Origin of the sequence: Acinetobacter sp. SwsAc4 (assembly GCF_013391535.1) — a bacterium.
Taxonomy (GTDB): domain Bacteria; phylum Pseudomonadota; class Gammaproteobacteria; order Pseudomonadales; family Moraxellaceae; genus Acinetobacter.
In genome coordinates this window covers 1-19,814 of sequence record NZ_JACAXC010000029.1, presented here as the reverse complement: position 1 = coordinate 19,814, position 19,814 = coordinate 1, and the positions used below count along the sequence as shown (strand labels likewise).

Sequence of the window (19,814 nt, the reverse complement as noted above, 5' to 3'; positions counted from 1 at the left end):
TTTTTTAAAGTAAATTTGGCAATAATTTCTAATATTTTCTATTTATAACGAATTTTCTTTTAATAATTAATTTTATTCACCGATAATTTTTTACTTTATTGACTATTTTGCTCTTTTCTTTCGCATAAAAAAGCCCCGATTATTTTCAATCAGGGCTTTATTCATCAACAAATCTTATAAACCGCGCCAATCAACCCGTGCATTACGTTCAGTCGCATAAATACGCTGTGCATATTGTCCAAGCGGTAAATCTAATAAATAGTCATGATATTCCTTCAATTCACCCGTGAATTGTTCAATATCATCATTTTCCAATTCCCACGGCGTACCCTTAATCACGAGTAACGGCGCAAGAATTGAACAAACTGCTATATCTGCTAAACCTAGACGATCGCCAACCAAATAACGCCCTTGATTATCAATCAAGCGTTGATTGAGGTCGGTAATCAGCTCAGTCATTCTCACTTTAGATTTTGCGACTTTCTGAGGATTTAACTTATAGTTTGAAGAAACTAAACTCTTTAAAATTGGTTTAGAAATTTTTTCAAACTGGCGTAAATAGCCTTGCTCACCCATCATAATTTCGAGTGGATGATCGCCAACAGATAACGCTTGCGCCAATGACCAACGTCGGACATGCACACCCAGCTCACCCGATAATTTATCAATTTCTAAAGCTTGCTCACGTAACTGTTCATCACGTCTCAATAATGCATGTTCAGGATAACTACTATCAAGATATAAAGCGATTTGTGTTGAATCAGCAACCCAGCGTTTATCATCTTTCAACATCGGCAATAGATATTGCCCAGATTTAAGATAGGTAAATGCTCGGTGAAAACCAGGAATTAAATTATGTGCCACATAGTCCAATTCCTTATGATCTAACAACCAGCGAGCTTTTTCACAATAATGAGACAAAGGAAATTGGTATAAAACCCGCATAAACTCTCCAAATTTATTTTTCTACTCGATCAAACCTAAGGTTTGCTCTACTTTAGAAGTAAAAATGAATGATTACAATGTCGTTTTTTTCCTATCTCCTGTAATTTGGGCAAGATCAAGTTTTCATTACAACCATGACCTGACTTTGTCATGGCTTTCATGTAAAATCATCAGCAATTTTTAAATAACACATTTGTGAGTGGTTTCATGGGTTTTAATTGCGGTATTGTTGGTCTGCCAAACGTAGGTAAATCTACATTGTTCAATGCATTAACAAAGGCAGCGATTGCAGCTGAAAACTTTCCGTTTTGTACCATTGAACCGAATACAGGCATTGTCCCTGTTCCAGATCCACGCCTAGATAAACTTACAGCGATTGTTAAACCTCAACGCGTTATTCCAACTACGATGGAATTTGTTGATATCGCAGGTTTAGTTGCTGGTGCATCTAAAGGTGAAGGCTTGGGTAACCAATTCCTTGCCAATATCCGTGAAACAGATGCCATTGCTCATGTAGTTCGTTGTTTTGAAGATGAAAACGTGATTCACGTAAATGGTAAAATTGACCCATTAGATGACATCGCAACCATCAATACTGAACTTGCGCTTGCTGACCTTGATACTGTTGCAAAAGCTTTGTTACGTTTAACTAAAGCGGCAAAAGGTGGCGATAAAGATGCGATTGCCACTAAAGCAGCATTAGAAAAAATTCAACCTTTACTCGATGAAGGCAAACCAGCACGTGCGGCTGACCTTTCGGATGATGAACGTAAAGCGGTACGCGGTTTCGGTTTAATGACGCTTAAACCAACTATGTACATTGCCAACGTGGCAGAAGACGGTTTTGAAAATAACCCACATCTTGATGCAGTAAAAAAACTGGCTGCTGAAGAAAATGCGATTGTTGTTCCCCTTTGCAACCAAATCGAAGCTGAAATTTCATTATTAGAAGATGAAGATCGCGCTGAATTCTTGGAAGCGATGGGTATGGAAGAACCAGGCTTAAACGTGGTGATTCGTGCAGGTTATAGCTTACTTGGCTTACAGACTTACTTCACTGCGGGCGTACAAGAAGTTCGCGCTTGGACGGTTAAAGTCGGTGCGACTGCGCCACAAGCAGCGGGTGTGATTCATACCGACTTCGAAAAAGGCTTTATCCGTGCTGAATGTGTTGCTTATGATGACTTCATTCAATACAACGGTGAAAGCGGTGCCAAAGAAGCAGGTAAATGGCGTTTAGAAGGTAAAACTTATGTCGTACAAGACGGCGATGTATTACACTTCCGTTTTAACGTGTAATTATTTCAACATAAAGACACTATGGAAAGAACATTAGAACGATTATTCGCACATAATCCAATGATACGGCGGTTGTTGATTCTGCTCATCACTGCTGTGCTTGGTATGATTGACTTGGCAACAGGTTATGAGTATTCGTTCTCGGTGTTCTATCTACTGCCTGTTTCAATTGCAGCATGGTACGACCAATATAAGATCACTGTGCTGACCATTATGCTGTCAGGCATGACTTGGTTGATTGCAGACATTCATGCTGGTCATCATTATTCCAATACATTTATCCCTCTTTGGAATGCTTTCGTTCGTTTAGGTTTCTTTTCAATTGTTGCATTTTTGCTGATCAATGTGCGTAAAAACTGGCAGGAAATGAAAAATCTGGCAATGAAAGATCAGCTCACCTCTCTCGATAATAGCCGCGCCTTTGATATTGAATACCGTATTCTGCGAAAGTTGAATTTCCGCAAACAAACGTGTTTTGCAGTTGGCATCATTGACCTTGATGGCTTCAAGGCAGTCAATGACACTCATGGACATCATGGTGGTGATGAGGTTCTGCTCCAGTTTTCACAGGTTCTCAAAAAATCATGTCGTTCTTCAGACATTGTTGCCCGTTTAGGTGGTGATGAATTCGCAATTATTTTATTAGATATTGATGAAACCCAAGCCTATCTTTGTGATCACCACTTGCGAACATTATTTGCAGAAAGTGGCTTAAATCAAAAATATGGCGTTGATTTTAGTATGGGTTTAGCCATTTTATCCGAATTACCAGAAAACCTTGAAGATGCAACCAAGACTGCAGATCAGCTCATGTATCAATCAAAATCTTTAGGTAAATCACAAACCACGATTCAATCATTTATTTGACCCATTGCGTCGGTGTACAAGCTGTGACCTTTTTAAATATTCGAATAAAAAAACTTACATTTTCATAGCCCACTTCATAAGCTATTTGCTGAATCTTCATATCTGTGGTTAATAATAACTTCTTGGCTTTATCAACTCTCACCTGTTGCAAATATTGATTGGGAGAAATCTGCGTCGCCAATTGAAAACGCCGTTTCAAATTCCGCTCACTAAAATTAAATTGCTGGGCCAGATCGGCAATCTTGTTTTCCTCAGCACAATGTTCATCTAGCCAATCTTGTACTTGCAATACGGCTTCATCACAATGATTACGATACATCGGTAATACAGGATTTAGTAATTGCGGTGAGGTCATCAATAAATGGCTTGCACACAATTGTGCAAAATAATCCCCTTTATGCTGTGCAACAATGCCCAGTAAAGCATCAAATGTACCCATTAATGTCCCTGTACTATAGATCGATCCTGCGTATAGATAATTTCGATTTTTAGTAAATGAACAGCTAGGAAATAAACCATTTAGCTCACGAATAAAAGCCCAATGGGTTGCTAACAGGATGTGATCAGCAAGTTTAGTTGCTGCAATAAAATAAACACCCGTTGTAACTGCTAAAATAGCAATCTGCTGTTGTATTAAACGTCTAATCCACAGCACTAAATCATGGCTTTGTAATGTTAATGTTGCTAACTGCTTCCCCTCAAAACTAGGAATAATCACCAAATCATAAATACGATCTAGCATGATATGCCCATTGACATCGATCTGTGTTCCACTTGCACTCTGTTTCGCTAATCCATCGATACTTAGAATTTCAACTTGGTATGTTGCAACCTGCCCCTGTCGCGCTTCCAACAAAGCCACGACATGAAAAAAATCCTTAACCATCATCAGGCTCATTGCCCAACATCCGTCATAAGCAACAATTGCAACTCTTTTCATTTCAATATGGCACGATCAGACTATTTATCGTCATGATTATATCTATATTACACAATGGTTTTTAACTATTCTGATATTCAATTTATACATTTGGATTATCTTGCCATGCGACACTGTGAAACCGTTGAAAAAAACATCTCATCACTTGAAGGCAATCTCTTTGTAAAGATATGGCAGCCACAACAGACTGAGCCAAGTAAACAAATTCCGATTCTATTATTCCATGACTCTTTAGGCTGCGTGCAACTATGGCGAGATTTTCCTGAACAACTTTGCATCGAAACCAATCGCATGATTATTGCCTATGATCGTCACGGCTTTGGACAATCTGATGCAAGCGACACACAACTCTCTACCGATTTTATCCAACAAGAAGCTCTTGTTGCTGCTGAACTTTTAGATCAGCTTGAAATCTCACAAGTGATTGCGCTAGGTCATAGTGTTGGTGGTGGCATGGCGGTCAGCTTTGCAGCACAATATCCATTCAAATGTGTTGCAGTGATTACGGAAGCGGCTCAGGCATATATTGAACAAAAGACCTTAGATGGCGTTTCTGATGCAAAACAGATGTTCCAACAGCCTGAACAATTGCAAAAACTCAAAAAATATCATGCAGAAAAAGCACAATGGGTTTTGGATGCTTGGACCGAAACATGGCTTTCACCTGCATTTCGCAATTGGACTCTGGACAATAACCTCAAAGCATTACAAACAAAATTGCTCGCCATTCATGGTCACAATGATGAATATGGCAGCTTAGCGCAACCTGAACGATTAGCTAAATATACGGATGCAGAATTACATTTGATTGAAGCGTGTGGGCATGTTCCCCATCGAGAAAAACCTCAACTGATTGTTCAAATCATCAAGGAATTTGTTGCACTCTACGCCTAAAATGACATTAAAAATCGGTCATCCCATCTTACTGATTCTTTAATAATTTCTGTAATTGTTTGGTCACATGCACTCTAGCCTTCTTCTGTTTAAAAATCGTCGGGATATGCAACAAAAAGAAAGAGTGGCGATATTTTTTATGATCGCGTAAATCTTCTTTTAAATAGTCATAGAGATCAATCGCCGCTTCACGATGAAATGCCCATAGCACTTGTTGTCTATACATCACCACATAATAAGCATCATTCGGCCAATTCAGTTCATGTTTTTGACGACAATCACAAGATTCACACACCACTCCGCCTTTATTCATTGAAGAGTAAGGCACAGACCATTTTTGTACATCATAAGTCTCAGGTAAATCGCGGATCTGCTGCAAATCAACCGATAAATTAGGATAGTAAAAAGCAGCATTCCAATAACCACCACAACTATCCTGAAAACGCTGATATTCAAAATCTGGATGCTGCTGAAAATAATCGATGTCTTTTTTGAGTTGAATCTTGGCAAATCGAGCAAATTCAAAATTCGCTTTGTGCTGACATGAGGGGCATTTAATGCTTAACTTGTGTGGTAATGACCAATATTCGTAAAGTCCTGTCATTTGCTTTTAAATATAGATCTTGAGTTAAAGACCAATCAGCATAACAAGCAGATGGCACATTTTAAATGATCTATTTATTGCAATAAATAAACCGAAATCTAAATGATCTCGGCTCTTTTAAAATTATCTGGGCTTAAGATGCAGTTTGGACTTTCATATCCATCGCGGCACGTTTGCTTTCAGCTTCTTTCAAAATACGTTGATGTAATGGTTTACGGAAACCTAGTAAGAATACAAACTCAGCTAAAACGAATAATGGACCAATTGCCAGACCAATCAGATCATCAACAAATGCAGGTTTTTTCTTTTCAAAATAATGTCCTACAAACTGAAAGACCCAGCCTACAACAAAAATACCAACACTCGCACCTAACCAACTCCACATGGATAAAGCCGCAACTTTTAAAGCTAAAGGATAAGCCAACACCAATAAGATCAGCATCAAGGCACCAAACAACTTATCAAGTGTAAGATAATAAATACTACTTAAAACAATGAGCAGCATTGCCAATGTCATAGGATAACCTGATATTTCGATCCCTGCTCGTGCGGTTAAACATAAGATAGAGAAAACGATTAAAGGAATGCCTACAAAATGAGTCATAATATTATTTCGATCTAAATGGTAAGCAGCATACTGACTGAGTTGTCGTTCCAAATTTGTCATTGCTCATTCCTCATATTATTTCTGTATGTTATTAATCTATTACAAATCAGCAAATAAAATTGTCATGTAGCTGACAAATGGATTTATATTTTTAAAAGGAAATAGAGTGTTAGATCCCATTCATATACACCATTTACAGCAAAATTCGTGGTTTAGTCATCTTGCAGAGCCTTTCAAGCAGTTCATTTTGGATCATGGTAAGAAACTTATAATTGAAAAAAATGCCGCTGTGTTTAATGCTCAAGATCAATTTGATGGTGTGTATGGTGTTCTCGATGGCTCAATTAGTTTGGGTTACATAGACGTTAACGGTAATGAAGCAATTGCTGCTATCGCTGAACCAATCATGTGGTTTGGCGAGATTTCTCTCATAGACAAACAACCACGCTCTCATGATGCTATTGCATTGAAAAAAAGTGTTGTGCTTCAAATCCCAGCTCAACCTCTGAACGAGTTTTTATCTAAAAATCCCTATTATTGGTATTTCTTTGCCCTACTGACCAGTCAAAAACTTCGCTATGTCTTTTTAGAGCAAATTGCAATTCAAACTCAAACGATCAGTCAGCGTCTTGCTCAACGCTTGTTATTTATATTAGAAGGTTACGGTAACCGCTCATCCATTCAAGATTTAAATATTCAAATCTCACAAGATCAACTTGCTAATATGCTAACAATCTCAAGACAAACCGTTAATCAAGAATTAAATCTATTTGAAAAACAAGGAATCATCCAACTTGGTTTTAAAAAAATTGAGGTGATTGATATTGAAAAGTTAAAGAAAGTCGCTGCTGTCGGTTATCTAAAGCAATAAAGTGTTACGGCGATCGTATGATCTTATTTAGAAAATTAGATCATATATTATGCAATATCCACTTAATCTTAAACATAAATTAAAAGATAAACTCTCGCTATAAAACACTACGCTTCAATTTAAATTATTCACAAAATCATTCTGCTTTGTTGTTAAAAACTCGTCTAAATTAATCATAAGCACTATCGCTTACCTGATTCAGATGACAATTATGAAAAAAGTCGCAACAATTCTAACAGCAGGCTTATTCACCGTATTAAGCGCAAGTGCATTTGCCTGCCCGAAAGGAACTCAATTACAGGGTGGCACAGGACCAAATCATAAAGGTGGCAAATGTGTAGCAACAAATGTTGTAAAAACCAAAAAAGAAACCACGAAAGCAAAAGAGACAATGAAACATGACACCATGAAAATGTCATCGGATACTAAAAAAGCAGCAACAACATCAACCACACAAATCAAGCAGGAAGCCACAAAAACAGGAAAAACGTCATAAACCCAAACGCATGATAGCTTTAACCAGCTGAAGCGAGATTCATCATCTCGCTTTTTTATTTAGGTGAGGTATTGCCTAAAGCTGGATTATCAATTGCATCTTTACACTGTGCCTTGTCTCGTTCGTAGTCAGCTTGCTTTTGTGTTGACGAACTCACATTCTCTTTAACATCTCTTGCCCAAGTATCCAGACTAGTCAATGCTTTACGGCATAGCGCATATTTTCCTTCAGTCACAGAATCCGTCATTTTGACATTAATTCGCCAATCGGTACTGAGTTGTCGTAATGGTTTTCTGACTTTATCCTCAATCTCAGTAGATTGTTTATTGTAGACAATTGGATCAATTTCATTAATGAGCTTCCAAGCAGCTTGTGCGTAACTTGTTGCATCATTATTAAGTTTGGGTGCTGCTTTAATTTCCACTTTTTTTTCTGGCTGATTGCTTGAATGATCACATGCAGTCAATAAAAGGCTGCTAAACAACATTATTGTCGCTACATGAGTTTTTGTATTAAACATATCAAATCGCCAATGGAACATTTGCGCATTATGCTAGTCAATTCAGCAACAATACTCAATCGTTGTTACTTATTTATCCCATAGAACAATCTACGTTCTAAAGAATTGATTTAATGCCAATATCATTTAAAGTGGTGAAATAAAAATATCATGTGAATCAAAATTTCTAATCTTAATTTTGGAATAACCTATTTATGTCTCAAATCAAAATTTATGCACTACATCAAACAATTCAACAATTTAGAAGTCAATTGTCAGGTGCTATTCACCAAGCACTGGTCACAAGCCTCGATTATCCTGTAGAAAAAAAATTTCAGCGCTTTATTGCTTTAGCCCCAGAAGATTTTATATATCCAAATGATCGCAGTGAACAATATTTGATTATTGAAATTTCAATGTTTGAAGGGCGAACAACTTCGGCAAAAAAACAATTTATTCAATCAATTTTTTCTAATATTCAGCAGCAATGCGGTATTTCCCCACAAGATATTGAAATTACAATTTTTGAAACCCCAAAATCAAATTGGGGAATCCGTGGTCAAAATGCAGATGAATTACGACTTAACTATCAAGTCAATGTCTAAACAGATCAACACGATGATAAGTCATATTTTTTGTCTAACAAAACCTTGTTTTTTTGTATCAGGCAAGCTTAATTCATCAAAAAGTTCTGCTATGCTTAACCACAAATTACTCAGGATAGGATTACACGCATGAGCGTCACTCTTGGAACTCCACTTCAATCTTCTGCATTTAAGGTTTTACTGTTAGGTTCTGGGGAGCTAGGTAAAGAGGTTGTGATTTCTTTACAACGCTTAGGTGTCGAAGTTCATGCCGCAGATCGTTATGATCATGCACCAGCCATGCAAGTTGCACATTTTTCTTATACATTGAATATGGCTGATCCAACCGAATTAAAACAACTAATTGAAAAAATTCAACCCAATTTGATTGTTCCTGAAATTGAGGCGATTGCGACTGAAGTGCTTGTAGAAATTGAACAAAGCCAAACAGCAACCGTTATTCCTTCAGCTAAAGCAGTCAATCTCACAATGAACCGCGAAGGAATTCGTCGTTTAGCTGCTGAAGAACTCGGTCTACCAACATCCGCTTATCGCTTTGCCAGTACTTTAGAAAGTTTCCGGGCAGCATGTGATGACATCGGTTATCCAAACTTTGTAAAGCCAGTGATGTCATCATCGGGTAAAGGTCAGTCTCGCGTTAAAAGCTTTGATGAAGTTGATGCCGCTTGGGAATATGCGATGCAAGGCGGTCGTGTGAATCAAGGTACCGTGATTATCGAATCACAAATTGATTTTGATTTTGAAATCACCTTATTAACAGTTCGTGCAAAAAATCCTAAGACTGGCGAAATCGAAACCCATTTCTGTGATCCGATTGGACACCGCCAAGATGCGGGTGACTATGTCGAAAGCTGGCAACCTCAACCAATGACTGCTGCTGCCTTACAAGAAGCTAAACGTATCGCACACAAAGCAACAACTGCATTAGGTGGCTGTGGTATCTTTGGTGTAGAGCTATTTATCAAAGGCGATAAAGTTTGGTTCAGCGAAGTTTCCCCTCGCCCACATGATACGGGTCTCGTAACTTTAGCTTCTCAATACCAAAGCGAATTTGAATTGCATGCGCGTGCTATTTTAGGTTTACCTGTTAATACAGCTCGCCATAGTACTGCGGCAAGTGCGGTGATTTATGCAGGTGTAGATGCGAATAACCTCAGCTTTGATGGCTTGAATCTTGCTTTAGCCAATCCGAATACTGACTTACGTTTATTTGGTAAACCTGAAGGTTTTAAACGTCGCCGTATGGGAGTTGCAACAGCACGCGCTGAAACAACAGACCAAGCACGTGAATTAGCGCAACAAGCTGCTGACCAAGTGAGCGTACACACAAACTCTTAACTTAAATTGAGTAGACCCATTTTCATGATCAATACATCTCCTTTGCTGAACTATGTCACCAGTCATCATGATATTAAAGCCATTAATCAATGGCGAACAGATGTAGAAAAGCAATTACAAGAGAGTTATGAAAATGGGCAAGCTATTCGTGAAGTGATTAAGGCTCGTTCCAACTCAATTGATGAGGCCTTAGTCTTTTTATGGAATCATGCTGAATTAAATAAAACTGAATTAGGTTTATTTGCGGTCGGAGGATATGGTCGTCGCGAAATGCTGCCATATTCCGATACTGACATCATGATTTTATCTGAAGATGAAATCAACGAAGAGCAAGAAAAACTGATCTCAACTTTTATTTCATCCTTATGGGATGTTGGTAATTTTAAACCTGGAATTAGCGTTCGTACGATTCAAAACTGTGTTGAACAAGCAGCAAATGATTTAACTGTTGCTTCAACTTTAATCGAGGCACGTTTAATTACAGGCAATGAACAACTGGCTAAATGGCCACGTCGTATTGTCGCCCAGACATGGACAGATAAAACCTTCTATGATGCCAAAATGGCGGAACAGACCAAGCGCTACGCTCAACACAATAATACTGAAAGCAATTTAGAACCAGATATCAAAAATGCACCTGGCGGTATTCGTGATATTAATCAAATTGGTTGGATTGCCAAACGTCACTTCCGTGTCAATCGTATTTATGATTTAGTTCACTTAGGCTTTATTACTGAATTTGAATTAGGCGTACTGGAAGAAGCTGAAAGTTTCTTATGGGAGATTAGAACCCATTTGCATCGTATCGCTAAACGAGATGAAAACCGCTTATTATTTGAATATCAAAGAGATATAGCAGCAAAATTTGGTTATGTTCGTGAAGAAGGTCAACCTGTGAACTTTGCAGTTGAACAATTCATGAAGCGTTATTATCGAACAGCGCAACAAGTTTCAACGCTGAATGAGATGTTACTTGCTTACTTCAATGAATCAGTCATTACCCCTCGTCTGCCTGATTATGAACGCCAAATTATCGACATTAATGAACGCTTTAAAATTGTAGACGGTAAACTCGCTGTTCAGCATCACAAAGTATTTTCTGAAGAACCGAGTGCAATTTTAGAACTATTCTATCTGTTAGCCAATCGACCAGAAATTACAGGCATTCGTGCTCGTACCTTGCGTCTTCTTGTGCTCGCAGCCAAACGAATTGATCAACGTTTCCGTGACAACCCAGAACATCAAGCATTATTCATGTCAATTATTCGCTCACCGCACTTATATGACACGATGGTGGCGATGAAACGTTATGGCGTATTAGGGAACTACATTCCTTCGTTTGGACAGATCACAGGATTAATGCAGTACGATCTGTTCCATATCTACACGGTAGATGCACACACCTTATTATTACTCAGAAACTTAAGTCGCTTTAAAGAACCTGAATTCGCTAAAGAATTCCCTGTGGTGAGTTCAGTATTCCAACGTATTGCGCGTCACGATATTGTCTATATGGCAGCAATTTTCCATGATATTGCGAAAGGTCGTGGCGGCGATCATAGTGAATTAGGGGCATTAGATGCCATCGAGTTCTGTCGCACGCATGGTTTTACTGAACGTGAATGTAAACTTGTAGCATGGTTGATTAACAATCATCTACTCATGTCTCTTACTGCACAGAAGAAAGATATTTCTGATCCAGATGAAGTGAAAGAGTTTGCCGAAAAAGTCGGTGATATGGAACATTTAGACTATCTATACACTTTAACGGTCGCTGATATTAATGCCACGAATCCTAAACTTTGGAATACATGGCGTGCTTCCCTTATGCGCCAGTTGTATACCTATGCGCGAGATGTGATTCGTTCAGGCTTAGGTCGTCCTGTTGACTATCAAATGTTGATTGAAGACACCAAATTTGCTGCCAGTGAATTATTGGTCAATAACTTCTCTCTCGCCGAAGTCGAAAAAGTTTGGCAAGAACTTGGTGATGAATACTTTGTAAAAGAATCTGCAAATGAAATCGCTTGGCATACTCAAGCCATATTACAGCACGGCGATAACCCTGCTCCGTTGGTATTGTTACGTGCTCACCGCAATGCTGCACAAGATGCAGTACAAATTTTTATTTATACCCGTGATCAACCAAACCTATTTGCCACAACCGTAGCCGTACTAGATCGTATGAACCTTGATGTTCAAGATGCCCGAATTATTACGGCAAGTACTGCTTTTAGTTTAGACACATATTTAGTCTTAGATCGTTTTGGTACCTTACTGACTGACCCAGAACGGGAACGAAAAGTGAAATTGGCATTGGTTGAAGCACTCAGCCATCCTGACCAATACCCTGGTATCATGCAACGTCGTATACCAAGACATTTGCGTCATTTCGATGTTCAGAACACTGTCGATATCGCTCTAAACCCTGCTTTACAACAACATATGGTTGAAATATCGACACTTGACCAACCTGGTTTACTTGCACGTATTGGCGCTCTCTTCATGCTACAAGGTTTGGATATCCACTCAGCGAGGATTGCTACCCTAGGTGAACGTGCTGAAGATATTTTCTTTGTAACCAAAAAAAATGGTGTGTTGTTAACTGATGAAGAGGTCAAACTCTTTGCTGAGACACTGAAAGCGGCTCTTGATGAAGCATCAAACCAAATTTGTAATCCACCCTCTTAATTTTTATTGTTCGGTAACTGTTTAAATGAACTCTAGCTTGTCTTTATTGCATCCGTATCCTTTTGAAAAGTTAAATCAACTTTTTAAAAATGTGCAACCAGCCAATTTACCTTTGATTCCATTGTCTATTGGTGAACCGAAACATCCTGCACCTGAGTTCGTTAAACAAGCAATTATTGATAACTTTGCACATTTATCAACCTATCCAAACAGTAAGGGCTTACCTGAGCTGCGCCAAAGTATTGCAAAATGGCTTACAAATCGCTTTTCACTGAATCAAATCAGTGCAGAAGAACATATTTTGCCTGTTTCTGGCACACGTGAAGGAATCTTTTCTTTTGTACAAGCTTTGATTAAAAGAGAAGATGCGCCTTATATTGTAATGCCAAACCCTTTTTATCAGATTTATGAAGGTGCTGCGTTACTTGCTGGTGCAAAACCATATTTCATTAACTGTACAGAAGAAAATGGTTATTTAGGCGATTTTGATGCTGTACCTGCAGAAGTTTGGGAAAAAACAGCTTTATTGTTTGTATGTACACCAGGAAATCCAACGGGAACCGTACTCTCAAAAGAACAATTTAAGAAGCTAATCGCACTGTCTGATCAATATGGTTTTGTTATTGCTTCTGATGAATGTTATTCAGAACTTTGGTTTGACCAAGCACCAATTGGCCTTTTAGAAGTCTGTGCTGCAATTGGACGTGATGACTATAAGAATTGCATCGTATTTCATTCACTTTCAAAACGTTCAAACCTTCCGGGTATGCGTTCTGGTTTCGTTGCAGGCGACGCAGCATTATTAAAACCTTATTTACAGTATCGTACCTATCATGGCGCAGCAATGCCTGTTCAACATCAGCTTGCATCTATTTCAGCGTGGAATGATGAAGCACATGTGGAAGAAAACCGCCAACAATATCGTGCGAAATTTGAATTATTCCAAAGCGAACTTGGTCATTTATTACCACTACAAAAGCCAGATGCTGGATTCTACTATTGGTTAAAAGTTGACAATGATGAAACTTTTGCTCAAATGCTTATGGAAAAAGCACATATCAAAGTTCTTCCAGGTCGCTATTTATCTCGTGATACTGAACAAGGCAATCCAGGCGAAGGTCACGTGCGCATGGCTCTAGTTGCTGATCTTGCTCAATGTGAAGAAGTTGTTAAACGCTTAAAAGCAATTCTTTAAATACAATGAGTTCGGAATCTGTAAGTGATTTCTATTACAGATTCCGAAATAAAACTTAAACCTGACCAATAATTAGAATTGTGGCTATCAAAACCATCAAGGTACCTGAAATTCGACTGACCACCCTTACCGCATGGGGTCTGGTACTTAATAGTTTCTTTGCTGCCAATCCAACCAATACATAAACAATTGCGCAGCTAATTAGATGAATAATACCTAAAGAAAGGATCTGAGCTGTAGCTGAAAACTGCAAGTTTGGGTGAATAAATGGCGGCAATAGTGCAAAAAAGAGCAATAAAACTTTCGGATTTAAACCACTAATTCCCACACCTTTAACGAACCAAGACTTTGCTGAATCAAACGCAGATGTCTGTTGTTCAGTACTTGAGATGATGGCTGGTCGAATCAACAAGCTTATACCCATCCACAGTAAATAACATGCGCCAACAATCGTTAAAGATGTCAATAAAATTGGATAATGACTAACTAAAGTGCCCACGCCAGCTGCAACACACAAAATCGCTAAAAAATGCCCCAGTACAAGCCCTGAAACTGCTGTAACAATAAACTTCCCTTTTATTCCCGCCAATATTGCATACGCCCAGTCAGCGCCAGGTGTTAAAACAAACAAGATTGAAACACACCAAAAGGCAATAATTACATTTAAATCCATATCCATAACTCTATTTATTTCAATATACTACGATTGAAATTATTTTTTATTTCAACCATGTGTTGAAAAATCTATTGGAGAGAATATGCTTAAATGGTTAAAATGTTTTCCTAATTAATTTCTTTTATTTCTATTTATTCAGGAGATTCTTCTAAATGGATCGCACAGATAAGAAAATTCTTGCTGAATTACAAAAAAATGGGCGACTATCTATCACAGAACTCGCTGAAAAAGTAGGTCTAAGCTTGTCTCCCTGCCACCGTAGAGTGAAAGCTTTGGAAGAATCTGGTGTGATTAAAGGCTATCATGCGGATTTGGAAGCATCTCAAATTGGATTTAATTTCTCAGCTATCATTTTTGTGACACTTAAAGATGGAGATAAAAGCGCACTATCTCAATTTGAAGAAAAAGTCAGTGAAATAGCTAACGTTATTCAAGCACAGCGTCTGTTTGGTAATCCTGATTATCTTCTCCATGTGGTTGCCAAAGATCTAGCTAGTTTTCAGAAACTCTATGATGATAGTTTATCGGCATTACCAAATGTGCAACGACTCACCTCAACGATTGTGATGAAAAATGTGGTGATCAACCGCTTATTACCTCTTTAAATATTCATAATATGTAGCCGCTTTCCATTCATTTGTCTCCCGACATATAGTGCATTTAAAAGCTATTCATCTGTCTATTAACTATTGACCATCTGTTGAAATGTTCGTCTATACTTAGGCATCAAAATTTGGTGACTATGGAAAGATGGCTCCTCAAACTTCACAAAATACAAAGAAAAAGGTTTGGTTGATTGCTGCAATCATTATTGTACTTATCACCGTTACATTTTTAATGTGGAAAACGAGTTCAAGTAAAAACTCATATACAGATGATAAGCAAAAAAATGCTCAAACAAACACTCAAAAAGCTGCACTGACCGTAACAGTAGTTTCACCAGAACAACAAAACTGGAAACAAGTTTTTACTGCGAATGGAAATATTGCAGCTTGGCAAGAAGTTGTAATTAGCAGTGAGCTATCTGGACAGCGATTAACACGTGTGAATGTAAATGTCGGTGATGAAGTAAAACGTGGTCAGATTTTAGCTGAAATCAATAGTGAAACTATTCGTGCTGATTTAGCGGCAGCGAAAGCAAGCTATGCAGAAGCTCAAGCTGTTTTGGCGGATGCAATTACCAATAATAAGCGCATTCAGCAGTTAAAAAATACTGGTGCTATTTCAGCTCAAGAATCAACACAATATCAAACATCACAAGCAACAGCTCAAGCACGTTTAGATGCAGCAAAAGCACAAATTGAAAGTAATCAACTGCGCTTAGCCCAAACACAAGTCGTTTCTCCTGACAACGGTGTCATTTCTGCTAGAACTGCAACAGTTGGCTCTTTAGCACAAACAGGTCAAGAATTATTCCGCTTGATTCGAGATCATCGCTTGGAGTGGAGAGCTGAAGTTACAACAACAGATTTATACAAACTTCAACAAGGCATGACTGCTCACGTTATTTCACCTGATCCTTCACAACCCAAAGTGACAGGTCAAGTTCGGATGATTGCACCAGTAATTGATCCTCAAACACGTTATGGTTTGGTATATGTTGATTTACCAACAACTCAAGCAATTCGTATGGGAATGTTTGTAAAGGGAGAGTTTGATCTAGGTGAAAAAACAGCATTAACCATTCCACAAACAGCATTATTGCTACGGGATGGTTTTTCTTATGTTTTTATTGTTGATCAAAATAATCGTGTAACACAGCAAAAAGTCACTATAGGTCGCCGTCTAGGTGATCGTGTAGAAATCATGGATTTACCAACACAAGTAAAATTGGTTTCTTCTGGAACAGGTTTCTTAACTGATGGAGATTTAGTTACTGTTGCCAAAGACATACCTGATACCCCACTGACCAAACAACTTGTGAATACACAGGAGAAATAAAATGAATTTCTCTGCTTGGTCAATCCGCAATCCAATTCCGGGCATTTTATTATTTATCATGCTCGGTTTGGCAGGATTGTTATGTTTTCACTGGATGAAAATACAACAATTCCCAGACATTGAACTTCCGATGGTCACCGTAACTGCGTCATTACCCGGCGCAGCCCCACCTCAACTTGAAACAGAAGTTGCACGTAAAATTGAAAACTCAATTGCAACGCTACAAGGTCTAAGAAATCAATACACCAACATTCAAGATGGTGTTGTGACTGTCACCGCAGAATTTCAGCTAGAAAAGCCACTACAAGAAGCTGTTGATGACGTGCGTAATGCTGTTTCACAAGTACGTTCAGACCTACCTGCTGATTTAAGAGACCCGATTGTTAGTAAAATTAATCTATCTGGTTCACCTATCCTCACCTATACCATCCAATCTCCTAAAATGGATGAAGAAGCTCTTTCGTGGTTCGTGGATTACGATATTGCTCGCGCTATGTTACAGGTTAAAGGTGTGGGTGCTGTTGCACGTGTTGGTGGTGTCACCCGCCAAGTTGAAGTCGAACTCGATCCTGAAAAATTACTGGCACTCAATGCGACTGCAACTGATATCACTCGCCAACTTCGATTGGTTCAACAAGATGCTTCAGGTGGACAAACCAAGATTGGTGGCAGTGAACAATCCATTCGTACGATTGCAACTGTAAAAACAGCTGCTGAAATTGGTGCCATGGATATTGCTTTAAGTGATGGTCGACATATCAGACTTGATCAAGTGGCTACAATTCGAGATGGAATAGCGGAACGACGTTCTGCAGCATTACTGAATGGACAGCCAGTAATCGGTTTTGAGATCACACGAAGTAAAGGTGCAAGTGAAGTTGATGTTGAAAAAGGCGTTATTGAAGCATTAGATAAGCTTAAGGCATCTCACCCAGATATCAAAATCACAGAAGCCTTTAACTTCGTTAAGCCTGTTGCTGACAACTATAAAGGTTCCATGTCACTACTTTATGAAGGTGCAATTCTTGCAATTTTAGTGGTTTGGCTATTTCTGCGCGATTGGAGAGCTACGATTATTGCAGCAACCGCTTTACCTCTTTCTATTTTGCCTGCCTTAATCGGCATGTACTATTTCGGGTTTACATTAAATACCGTAACACTCCTCGCTATGTCGCTCGTCGTGGGTATCTTGGTGGATGATGCTATTGTTGAAATTGAAAATATCATTCGGCATCTACGGATGGGTAAAACACCTTATGAAGCTGCTATGGAAGCAGCCGATGAGATTGGACTAGCTGTTATTGCAACCACATTTACATTGATTGCTGTATTCCTTCCCACCGCGTTCATGAGTGGAATCGCAGGAAAATTCTTTGTTCAATTTGGTTGGACAGCAGCGCTAGCAATATTTGCCTCGCTTTTAGTCGCTCGATTATTAACACCAATGATGTCAGCTTATATTTTGAAGCCTTGGATTGGTAAAGTTGAGAACACAGCAGAAAACTCAGATGCAGATAGATTAAATGATCAAGGAACATCCAAGCTTGCATGTGACCGAGAAAAAGATGGTCGTGTTATGCGTGGTTATATGCGTCTAGTCACGTGGTGTCTACATCACCGTTGGGTTACGCTTGGTGGTGCTATTCTGTTTTTCATCGGCTCCATTATGCTGATTCCACTTCTGCCTACAGGTTTTGTTCCACCACCTGACACAGGACAAACTCAAGTAAGATTAGAACTCACTCCAGGCTCACAATTCGCAGACACCTTAAAAACTGCCGAATACGCACGAAATCTTATTAAAGATCATCCAGAAATCAAAAGCATCTATACAACCATCGGCGGTGGTGCAGCAGGTTCAGATCCTTTTTCTGGTGGTGCATCCAGTGAGCCTCGAAAAGCAACTCTGACAATCCAAACCTCAGAGCGCTCAGATCGTAGTTTAAGTTTGCAAGAAATCGAAAGTGAAATACGTCAACGACTCGCTCCTTTACCCGGTGCTCGTATTCAAGTCGGTATAGCAGGGAACAATAGCCAATATCAACTCGCCTTATCAGGTGATGACCCTGAAGCTCTTATTTCAACAGCACGTAAGCTGGAACGCGAATTACGCACAATTCCAAACATCGGCAGTATTACTTCCAGTGCAGCACTCATTCGTCCAGAGTTGGTTATCCGCCCAGATTTTGCTAAAGCAGCTGATCTTGGGGTTACAACTTTTGATATCGCAGAAACACTGAGAATTGCCACTGCAGGTGATTTCGACCAAAACCTTGCAAAATTAAATTTATCGCAACGACAAGTTCCTGTCGTGATCAAACTTCCGCTTTCTGCACGTCAAGATCAGGAATTGATTAAACGCTTAATGATTAAAGGAAGTCATGGTCCAGTGATGTTAGGCACAATTGCTGATGTCAATATTGAAAGCGGTCCATCACAAATCGATCGTTTCAATCGCCTGCGCAATATTAATTTTAATATTGAGTTGAATAACCAACCGCTTGGTGATGTAGCAGCAAAAGTTGATCAATTACCAACGATGAAAAACTTACCACCTACCGTGAAACGTACCAATATTGGTGATGCTGAGGTAATGCAGGAGCTTTTCTCAAGCTTTGGATTGGCAATGCTCACAGGGGTGCTATGTATCTATGTCGTTTTAGTGCTCTTATTCAAAGACTTCTTACAACCTATTACCATTTTGGTCGCATTACCATTGTCTTTGGGCGGTGCATTTGTATTGTTGCTTTTGGCAAAAAGCAGCTTTTCAATGCCAAGTTTGATTGGACTAATTATGCTTATGGGGATTGCAAGTAAGAACTCTATTCTTTTAGTCGATTACGCGATCATCGCAAGAAAAGAGAAAGATTATTCACGATTTAATGCTTTGCTTGATGCCTGTCATAAACGTGCGCGCCCGATTATTATGACAACCCTTGCTATGGGTGCAGGTATGCTACCTATCGCTTTGGGTATCGGAACAGATCCAAGCTTCCGTGCACCAATGGCAATTTCAGTAATTGGTGGTTTAATCACGAGCACTTTCTTATCTTTATTGGTTATTCCAGTGGTGTATACCTTTATTGATGATATTAATCGCAAGCTGCATAGCTTTAGAAAAACCAAAGATCAAGCGGTTGAACAGCTTTGATCTGTATGTGAAAAAGACGGTCTTATGACCGTCTTTTTTTAATACTTATATTATTGTTCTCTGTACAAGACAAATTTCATAGAGCCCTTGTCCTATCAGGCTTTTTCTTTCTTAAAATTGCGAGCACTTTCTTAAATTCTTCTTTTTTTCCAAAACCAATCAAACGTAGAATAGCCATCTGAACATAGTCTAAAC

Annotated in this window: 18 protein-coding genes and 1 pseudogene; 12 read left to right on the top strand and 7 right to left on the bottom strand. The window is 38.9% G+C overall.

The window, feature by feature from the left end; all coding sequences use genetic code 11:
• Positions 1–174: 174 nt before the first annotated feature.
• Positions 175–945: a glutathione S-transferase family protein gene (locus HYG88_RS12490; protein WP_005160604.1), complete on the bottom strand. Its 771-nt coding sequence runs from the start codon at positions 943–945 to the stop codon at positions 175–177.
• Between the two features lie 207 nt (positions 946–1,152).
• Between HYG88_RS12490 and ychF the strand changes: the two genes are divergently transcribed.
• Both ychF and HYG88_RS12480 read left to right on the top strand, forming a co-directional pair.
• On the top strand, positions 1,153–2,244 hold the full coding sequence (gene ychF, locus HYG88_RS12485) for a redox-regulated ATPase YchF (protein WP_004661588.1): 1,092 nt from the start codon (positions 1,153–1,155) through the stop codon (positions 2,242–2,244).
• 21 nt (positions 2,245–2,265) lie between these two features.
• On the top strand, positions 2,266–3,111 hold the full coding sequence (locus tag HYG88_RS12480; RefSeq protein WP_005160605.1) for a GGDEF domain-containing protein: 846 nt from the start codon (positions 2,266–2,268) through the stop codon (positions 3,109–3,111).
• On the opposite strand, the gene HYG88_RS12475 is transcribed toward HYG88_RS12480, so the two are convergent.
• Positions 3,104–4,009: a GlxA family transcriptional regulator gene (locus tag HYG88_RS12475; RefSeq protein ID WP_005160606.1), complete on the bottom strand. Its 906-nt coding sequence runs from the start codon at positions 4,007–4,009 to the stop codon at positions 3,104–3,106. The two genes, HYG88_RS12480 and HYG88_RS12475, sit on opposite strands and share 8 nt — an antisense overlap.
• A gap of 147 nt (positions 4,010–4,156) precedes the next feature.
• Here HYG88_RS12475 and HYG88_RS12470 point away from each other — a divergent pair, with 147 nt between their 5' ends.
• Complete coding sequence (locus tag HYG88_RS12470; RefSeq protein WP_005160607.1) at positions 4,157–4,945, top strand: alpha/beta fold hydrolase; 789 nt, start codon at positions 4,157–4,159, stop codon at positions 4,943–4,945.
• Positions 4,946–4,973: 28 nt separating this feature from the next.
• Here the strand turns inward: HYG88_RS12470 and HYG88_RS12465 are convergent, their stop codons facing one another.
• Complete coding sequence (locus tag HYG88_RS12465; protein WP_005160608.1) at positions 4,974–5,549, bottom strand: hypothetical protein; 576 nt, start codon at positions 5,547–5,549, stop codon at positions 4,974–4,976.
• Between the two features lie 133 nt (positions 5,550–5,682).
• Positions 5,683–6,216 (bottom strand): DUF962 domain-containing protein, encoded by a 534-nt coding sequence (locus tag HYG88_RS12460; RefSeq protein WP_005160609.1) that lies wholly within the window; start codon positions 6,214–6,216, stop codon positions 5,683–5,685.
• A 106-nt stretch (positions 6,217–6,322) separates the two neighbouring features.
• Here HYG88_RS12460 and HYG88_RS12455 point away from each other — a divergent pair, with 106 nt between their 5' ends.
• Together HYG88_RS12455 and HYG88_RS12450 are read left to right on the top strand one after the other, a co-directional pair.
• The gene (locus HYG88_RS12455; RefSeq protein WP_005160610.1) at positions 6,323–7,027 is read left to right on the top strand and encodes a Crp/Fnr family transcriptional regulator; all 705 of its coding nucleotides are present in this window, start codon (positions 6,323–6,325) and stop codon (positions 7,025–7,027) included.
• A 211-nt stretch (positions 7,028–7,238) separates the two neighbouring features.
• Positions 7,239–7,523, top strand: a complete 285-nt coding sequence (locus HYG88_RS12450) for a hypothetical protein (protein ID WP_034602703.1) — start codon at positions 7,239–7,241, stop codon at positions 7,521–7,523.
• A gap of 55 nt (positions 7,524–7,578) precedes the next feature.
• Here HYG88_RS12450 and HYG88_RS12445 read toward each other — a convergent pair whose 3' ends face one another.
• Positions 7,579–8,043: a hypothetical protein gene (locus HYG88_RS12445; RefSeq protein ID WP_034602705.1), complete on the bottom strand. Its 465-nt coding sequence runs from the start codon at positions 8,041–8,043 to the stop codon at positions 7,579–7,581.
• A gap of 194 nt (positions 8,044–8,237) precedes the next feature.
• Between HYG88_RS12445 and HYG88_RS12440 the strand changes: the two genes are divergently transcribed.
• The 4 genes from HYG88_RS12440 to dapC all read left to right on the top strand — a co-directional run bounded on the left by HYG88_RS12440 (position 8,238) and on the right by dapC (position 13,851).
• Positions 8,238–8,627, top strand: a complete 390-nt coding sequence (locus tag HYG88_RS12440) for a tautomerase family protein (protein ID WP_005160613.1) — start codon at positions 8,238–8,240, stop codon at positions 8,625–8,627.
• Between the two features lie 120 nt (positions 8,628–8,747).
• Entirely contained in the window at positions 8,748–9,965 is a 1,218-nt protein-coding gene (gene purT, locus HYG88_RS12435; protein WP_171062433.1) for a formate-dependent phosphoribosylglycinamide formyltransferase, read from the top strand.
• Between the two features lie 24 nt (positions 9,966–9,989).
• Positions 9,990–12,656 carry a [protein-PII] uridylyltransferase gene (gene glnD / locus HYG88_RS12430; RefSeq protein WP_005160615.1) on the top strand — a complete coding sequence of 889 codons (2,667 nt, stop codon included), beginning with the start codon at positions 9,990–9,992 and terminating at the stop codon, positions 12,654–12,656.
• Between the two features lie 25 nt (positions 12,657–12,681).
• Positions 12,682–13,851, top strand: a complete 1,170-nt coding sequence (gene dapC / locus HYG88_RS12425) for a succinyldiaminopimelate transaminase (protein ID WP_005160617.1) — start codon at positions 12,682–12,684, stop codon at positions 13,849–13,851.
• 55 nt (positions 13,852–13,906) lie between these two features.
• Here the strand turns inward: dapC and HYG88_RS12420 are convergent, their stop codons facing one another.
• Positions 13,907–14,524 (bottom strand): LysE family translocator, encoded by a 618-nt coding sequence (locus HYG88_RS12420; RefSeq protein WP_005160620.1) that lies wholly within the window; start codon positions 14,522–14,524, stop codon positions 13,907–13,909.
• A gap of 155 nt (positions 14,525–14,679) precedes the next feature.
• Between HYG88_RS12420 and HYG88_RS12415 the strand changes: the two genes are divergently transcribed.
• From HYG88_RS12415 to HYG88_RS12405, 3 genes are all read left to right on the top strand, one after another.
• A complete protein-coding gene (locus tag HYG88_RS12415; protein WP_004962624.1) occupies positions 14,680–15,132 on the top strand; it encodes an Lrp/AsnC family transcriptional regulator in 453 nt (150 codons plus the stop codon).
• Positions 15,133–15,277: 145 nt separating this feature from the next.
• Positions 15,278–16,468: an efflux RND transporter periplasmic adaptor subunit gene (locus tag HYG88_RS12410; protein ID WP_005160623.1), complete on the top strand. Its 1,191-nt coding sequence runs from the start codon at positions 15,278–15,280 to the stop codon at positions 16,466–16,468.
• A 1-nt stretch (position 16,469) separates the two neighbouring features.
• Complete coding sequence (locus tag HYG88_RS12405; RefSeq protein ID WP_005160626.1) at positions 16,470–19,619, top strand: efflux RND transporter permease subunit; 3,150 nt, start codon at positions 16,470–16,472, stop codon at positions 19,617–19,619.
• Positions 19,620–19,695: 76 nt separating this feature from the next.
• On the opposite strand, the pseudogene HYG88_RS12400 reads toward HYG88_RS12405, so the two are convergent.
• Positions 19,696–19,814 (bottom strand): annotated as a pseudogene (locus tag HYG88_RS12400) (IS4 family transposase); the annotation flags it as partial.

What these genes read in the sequence shown, in the direction of transcription:
- HYG88_RS12490 (WP_005160604.1), bottom strand. Translation starts at nt 945, where the DNA reads ATGCGGGTTTTATACCAATTTCCTTTGTCTCATTATTGTGAAAAAGCT.
- ychF (WP_004661588.1), top strand. Translation starts at nt 1,153, where the DNA reads ATGGGTTTTAATTGCGGTATTGTTGGTCTGCCAAACGTAGGTAAATCT.
- HYG88_RS12480 (WP_005160605.1), top strand. Translation starts at nt 2,266, where the DNA reads ATGGAAAGAACATTAGAACGATTATTCGCACATAATCCAATGATACGG.
- HYG88_RS12475 (WP_005160606.1), bottom strand. Translation starts at nt 4,009, where the DNA reads ATGAGCCTGATGATGGTTAAGGATTTTTTTCATGTCGTGGCTTTGTTG.
- HYG88_RS12470 (WP_005160607.1), top strand. Translation starts at nt 4,157, where the DNA reads ATGCGACACTGTGAAACCGTTGAAAAAAACATCTCATCACTTGAAGGC.
- HYG88_RS12465 (WP_005160608.1), bottom strand. Translation starts at nt 5,549, where the DNA reads ATGACAGGACTTTACGAATATTGGTCATTACCACACAAGTTAAGCATT.
- HYG88_RS12460 (WP_005160609.1), bottom strand. Translation starts at nt 6,216, where the DNA reads ATGACAAATTTGGAACGACAACTCAGTCAGTATGCTGCTTACCATTTA.
- HYG88_RS12450 (WP_034602703.1), top strand. Translation starts at nt 7,239, where the DNA reads ATGAAAAAAGTCGCAACAATTCTAACAGCAGGCTTATTCACCGTATTA.
- HYG88_RS12445 (WP_034602705.1), bottom strand. Translation starts at nt 8,043, where the DNA reads ATGTTTAATACAAAAACTCATGTAGCGACAATAATGTTGTTTAGCAGC.
- HYG88_RS12440 (WP_005160613.1), top strand. Translation starts at nt 8,238, where the DNA reads ATGTCTCAAATCAAAATTTATGCACTACATCAAACAATTCAACAATTT.
- glnD (WP_005160615.1), top strand. Translation starts at nt 9,990, where the DNA reads ATGATCAATACATCTCCTTTGCTGAACTATGTCACCAGTCATCATGAT.
- dapC (WP_005160617.1), top strand. Translation starts at nt 12,682, where the DNA reads ATGAACTCTAGCTTGTCTTTATTGCATCCGTATCCTTTTGAAAAGTTA.
- HYG88_RS12420 (WP_005160620.1), bottom strand. Translation starts at nt 14,524, where the DNA reads ATGGATTTAAATGTAATTATTGCCTTTTGGTGTGTTTCAATCTTGTTT.
- HYG88_RS12415 (WP_004962624.1), top strand. Translation starts at nt 14,680, where the DNA reads ATGGATCGCACAGATAAGAAAATTCTTGCTGAATTACAAAAAAATGGG.
- HYG88_RS12410 (WP_005160623.1), top strand. Translation starts at nt 15,278, where the DNA reads ATGGCTCCTCAAACTTCACAAAATACAAAGAAAAAGGTTTGGTTGATT.
- HYG88_RS12405 (WP_005160626.1), top strand. Translation starts at nt 16,470, where the DNA reads ATGAATTTCTCTGCTTGGTCAATCCGCAATCCAATTCCGGGCATTTTA.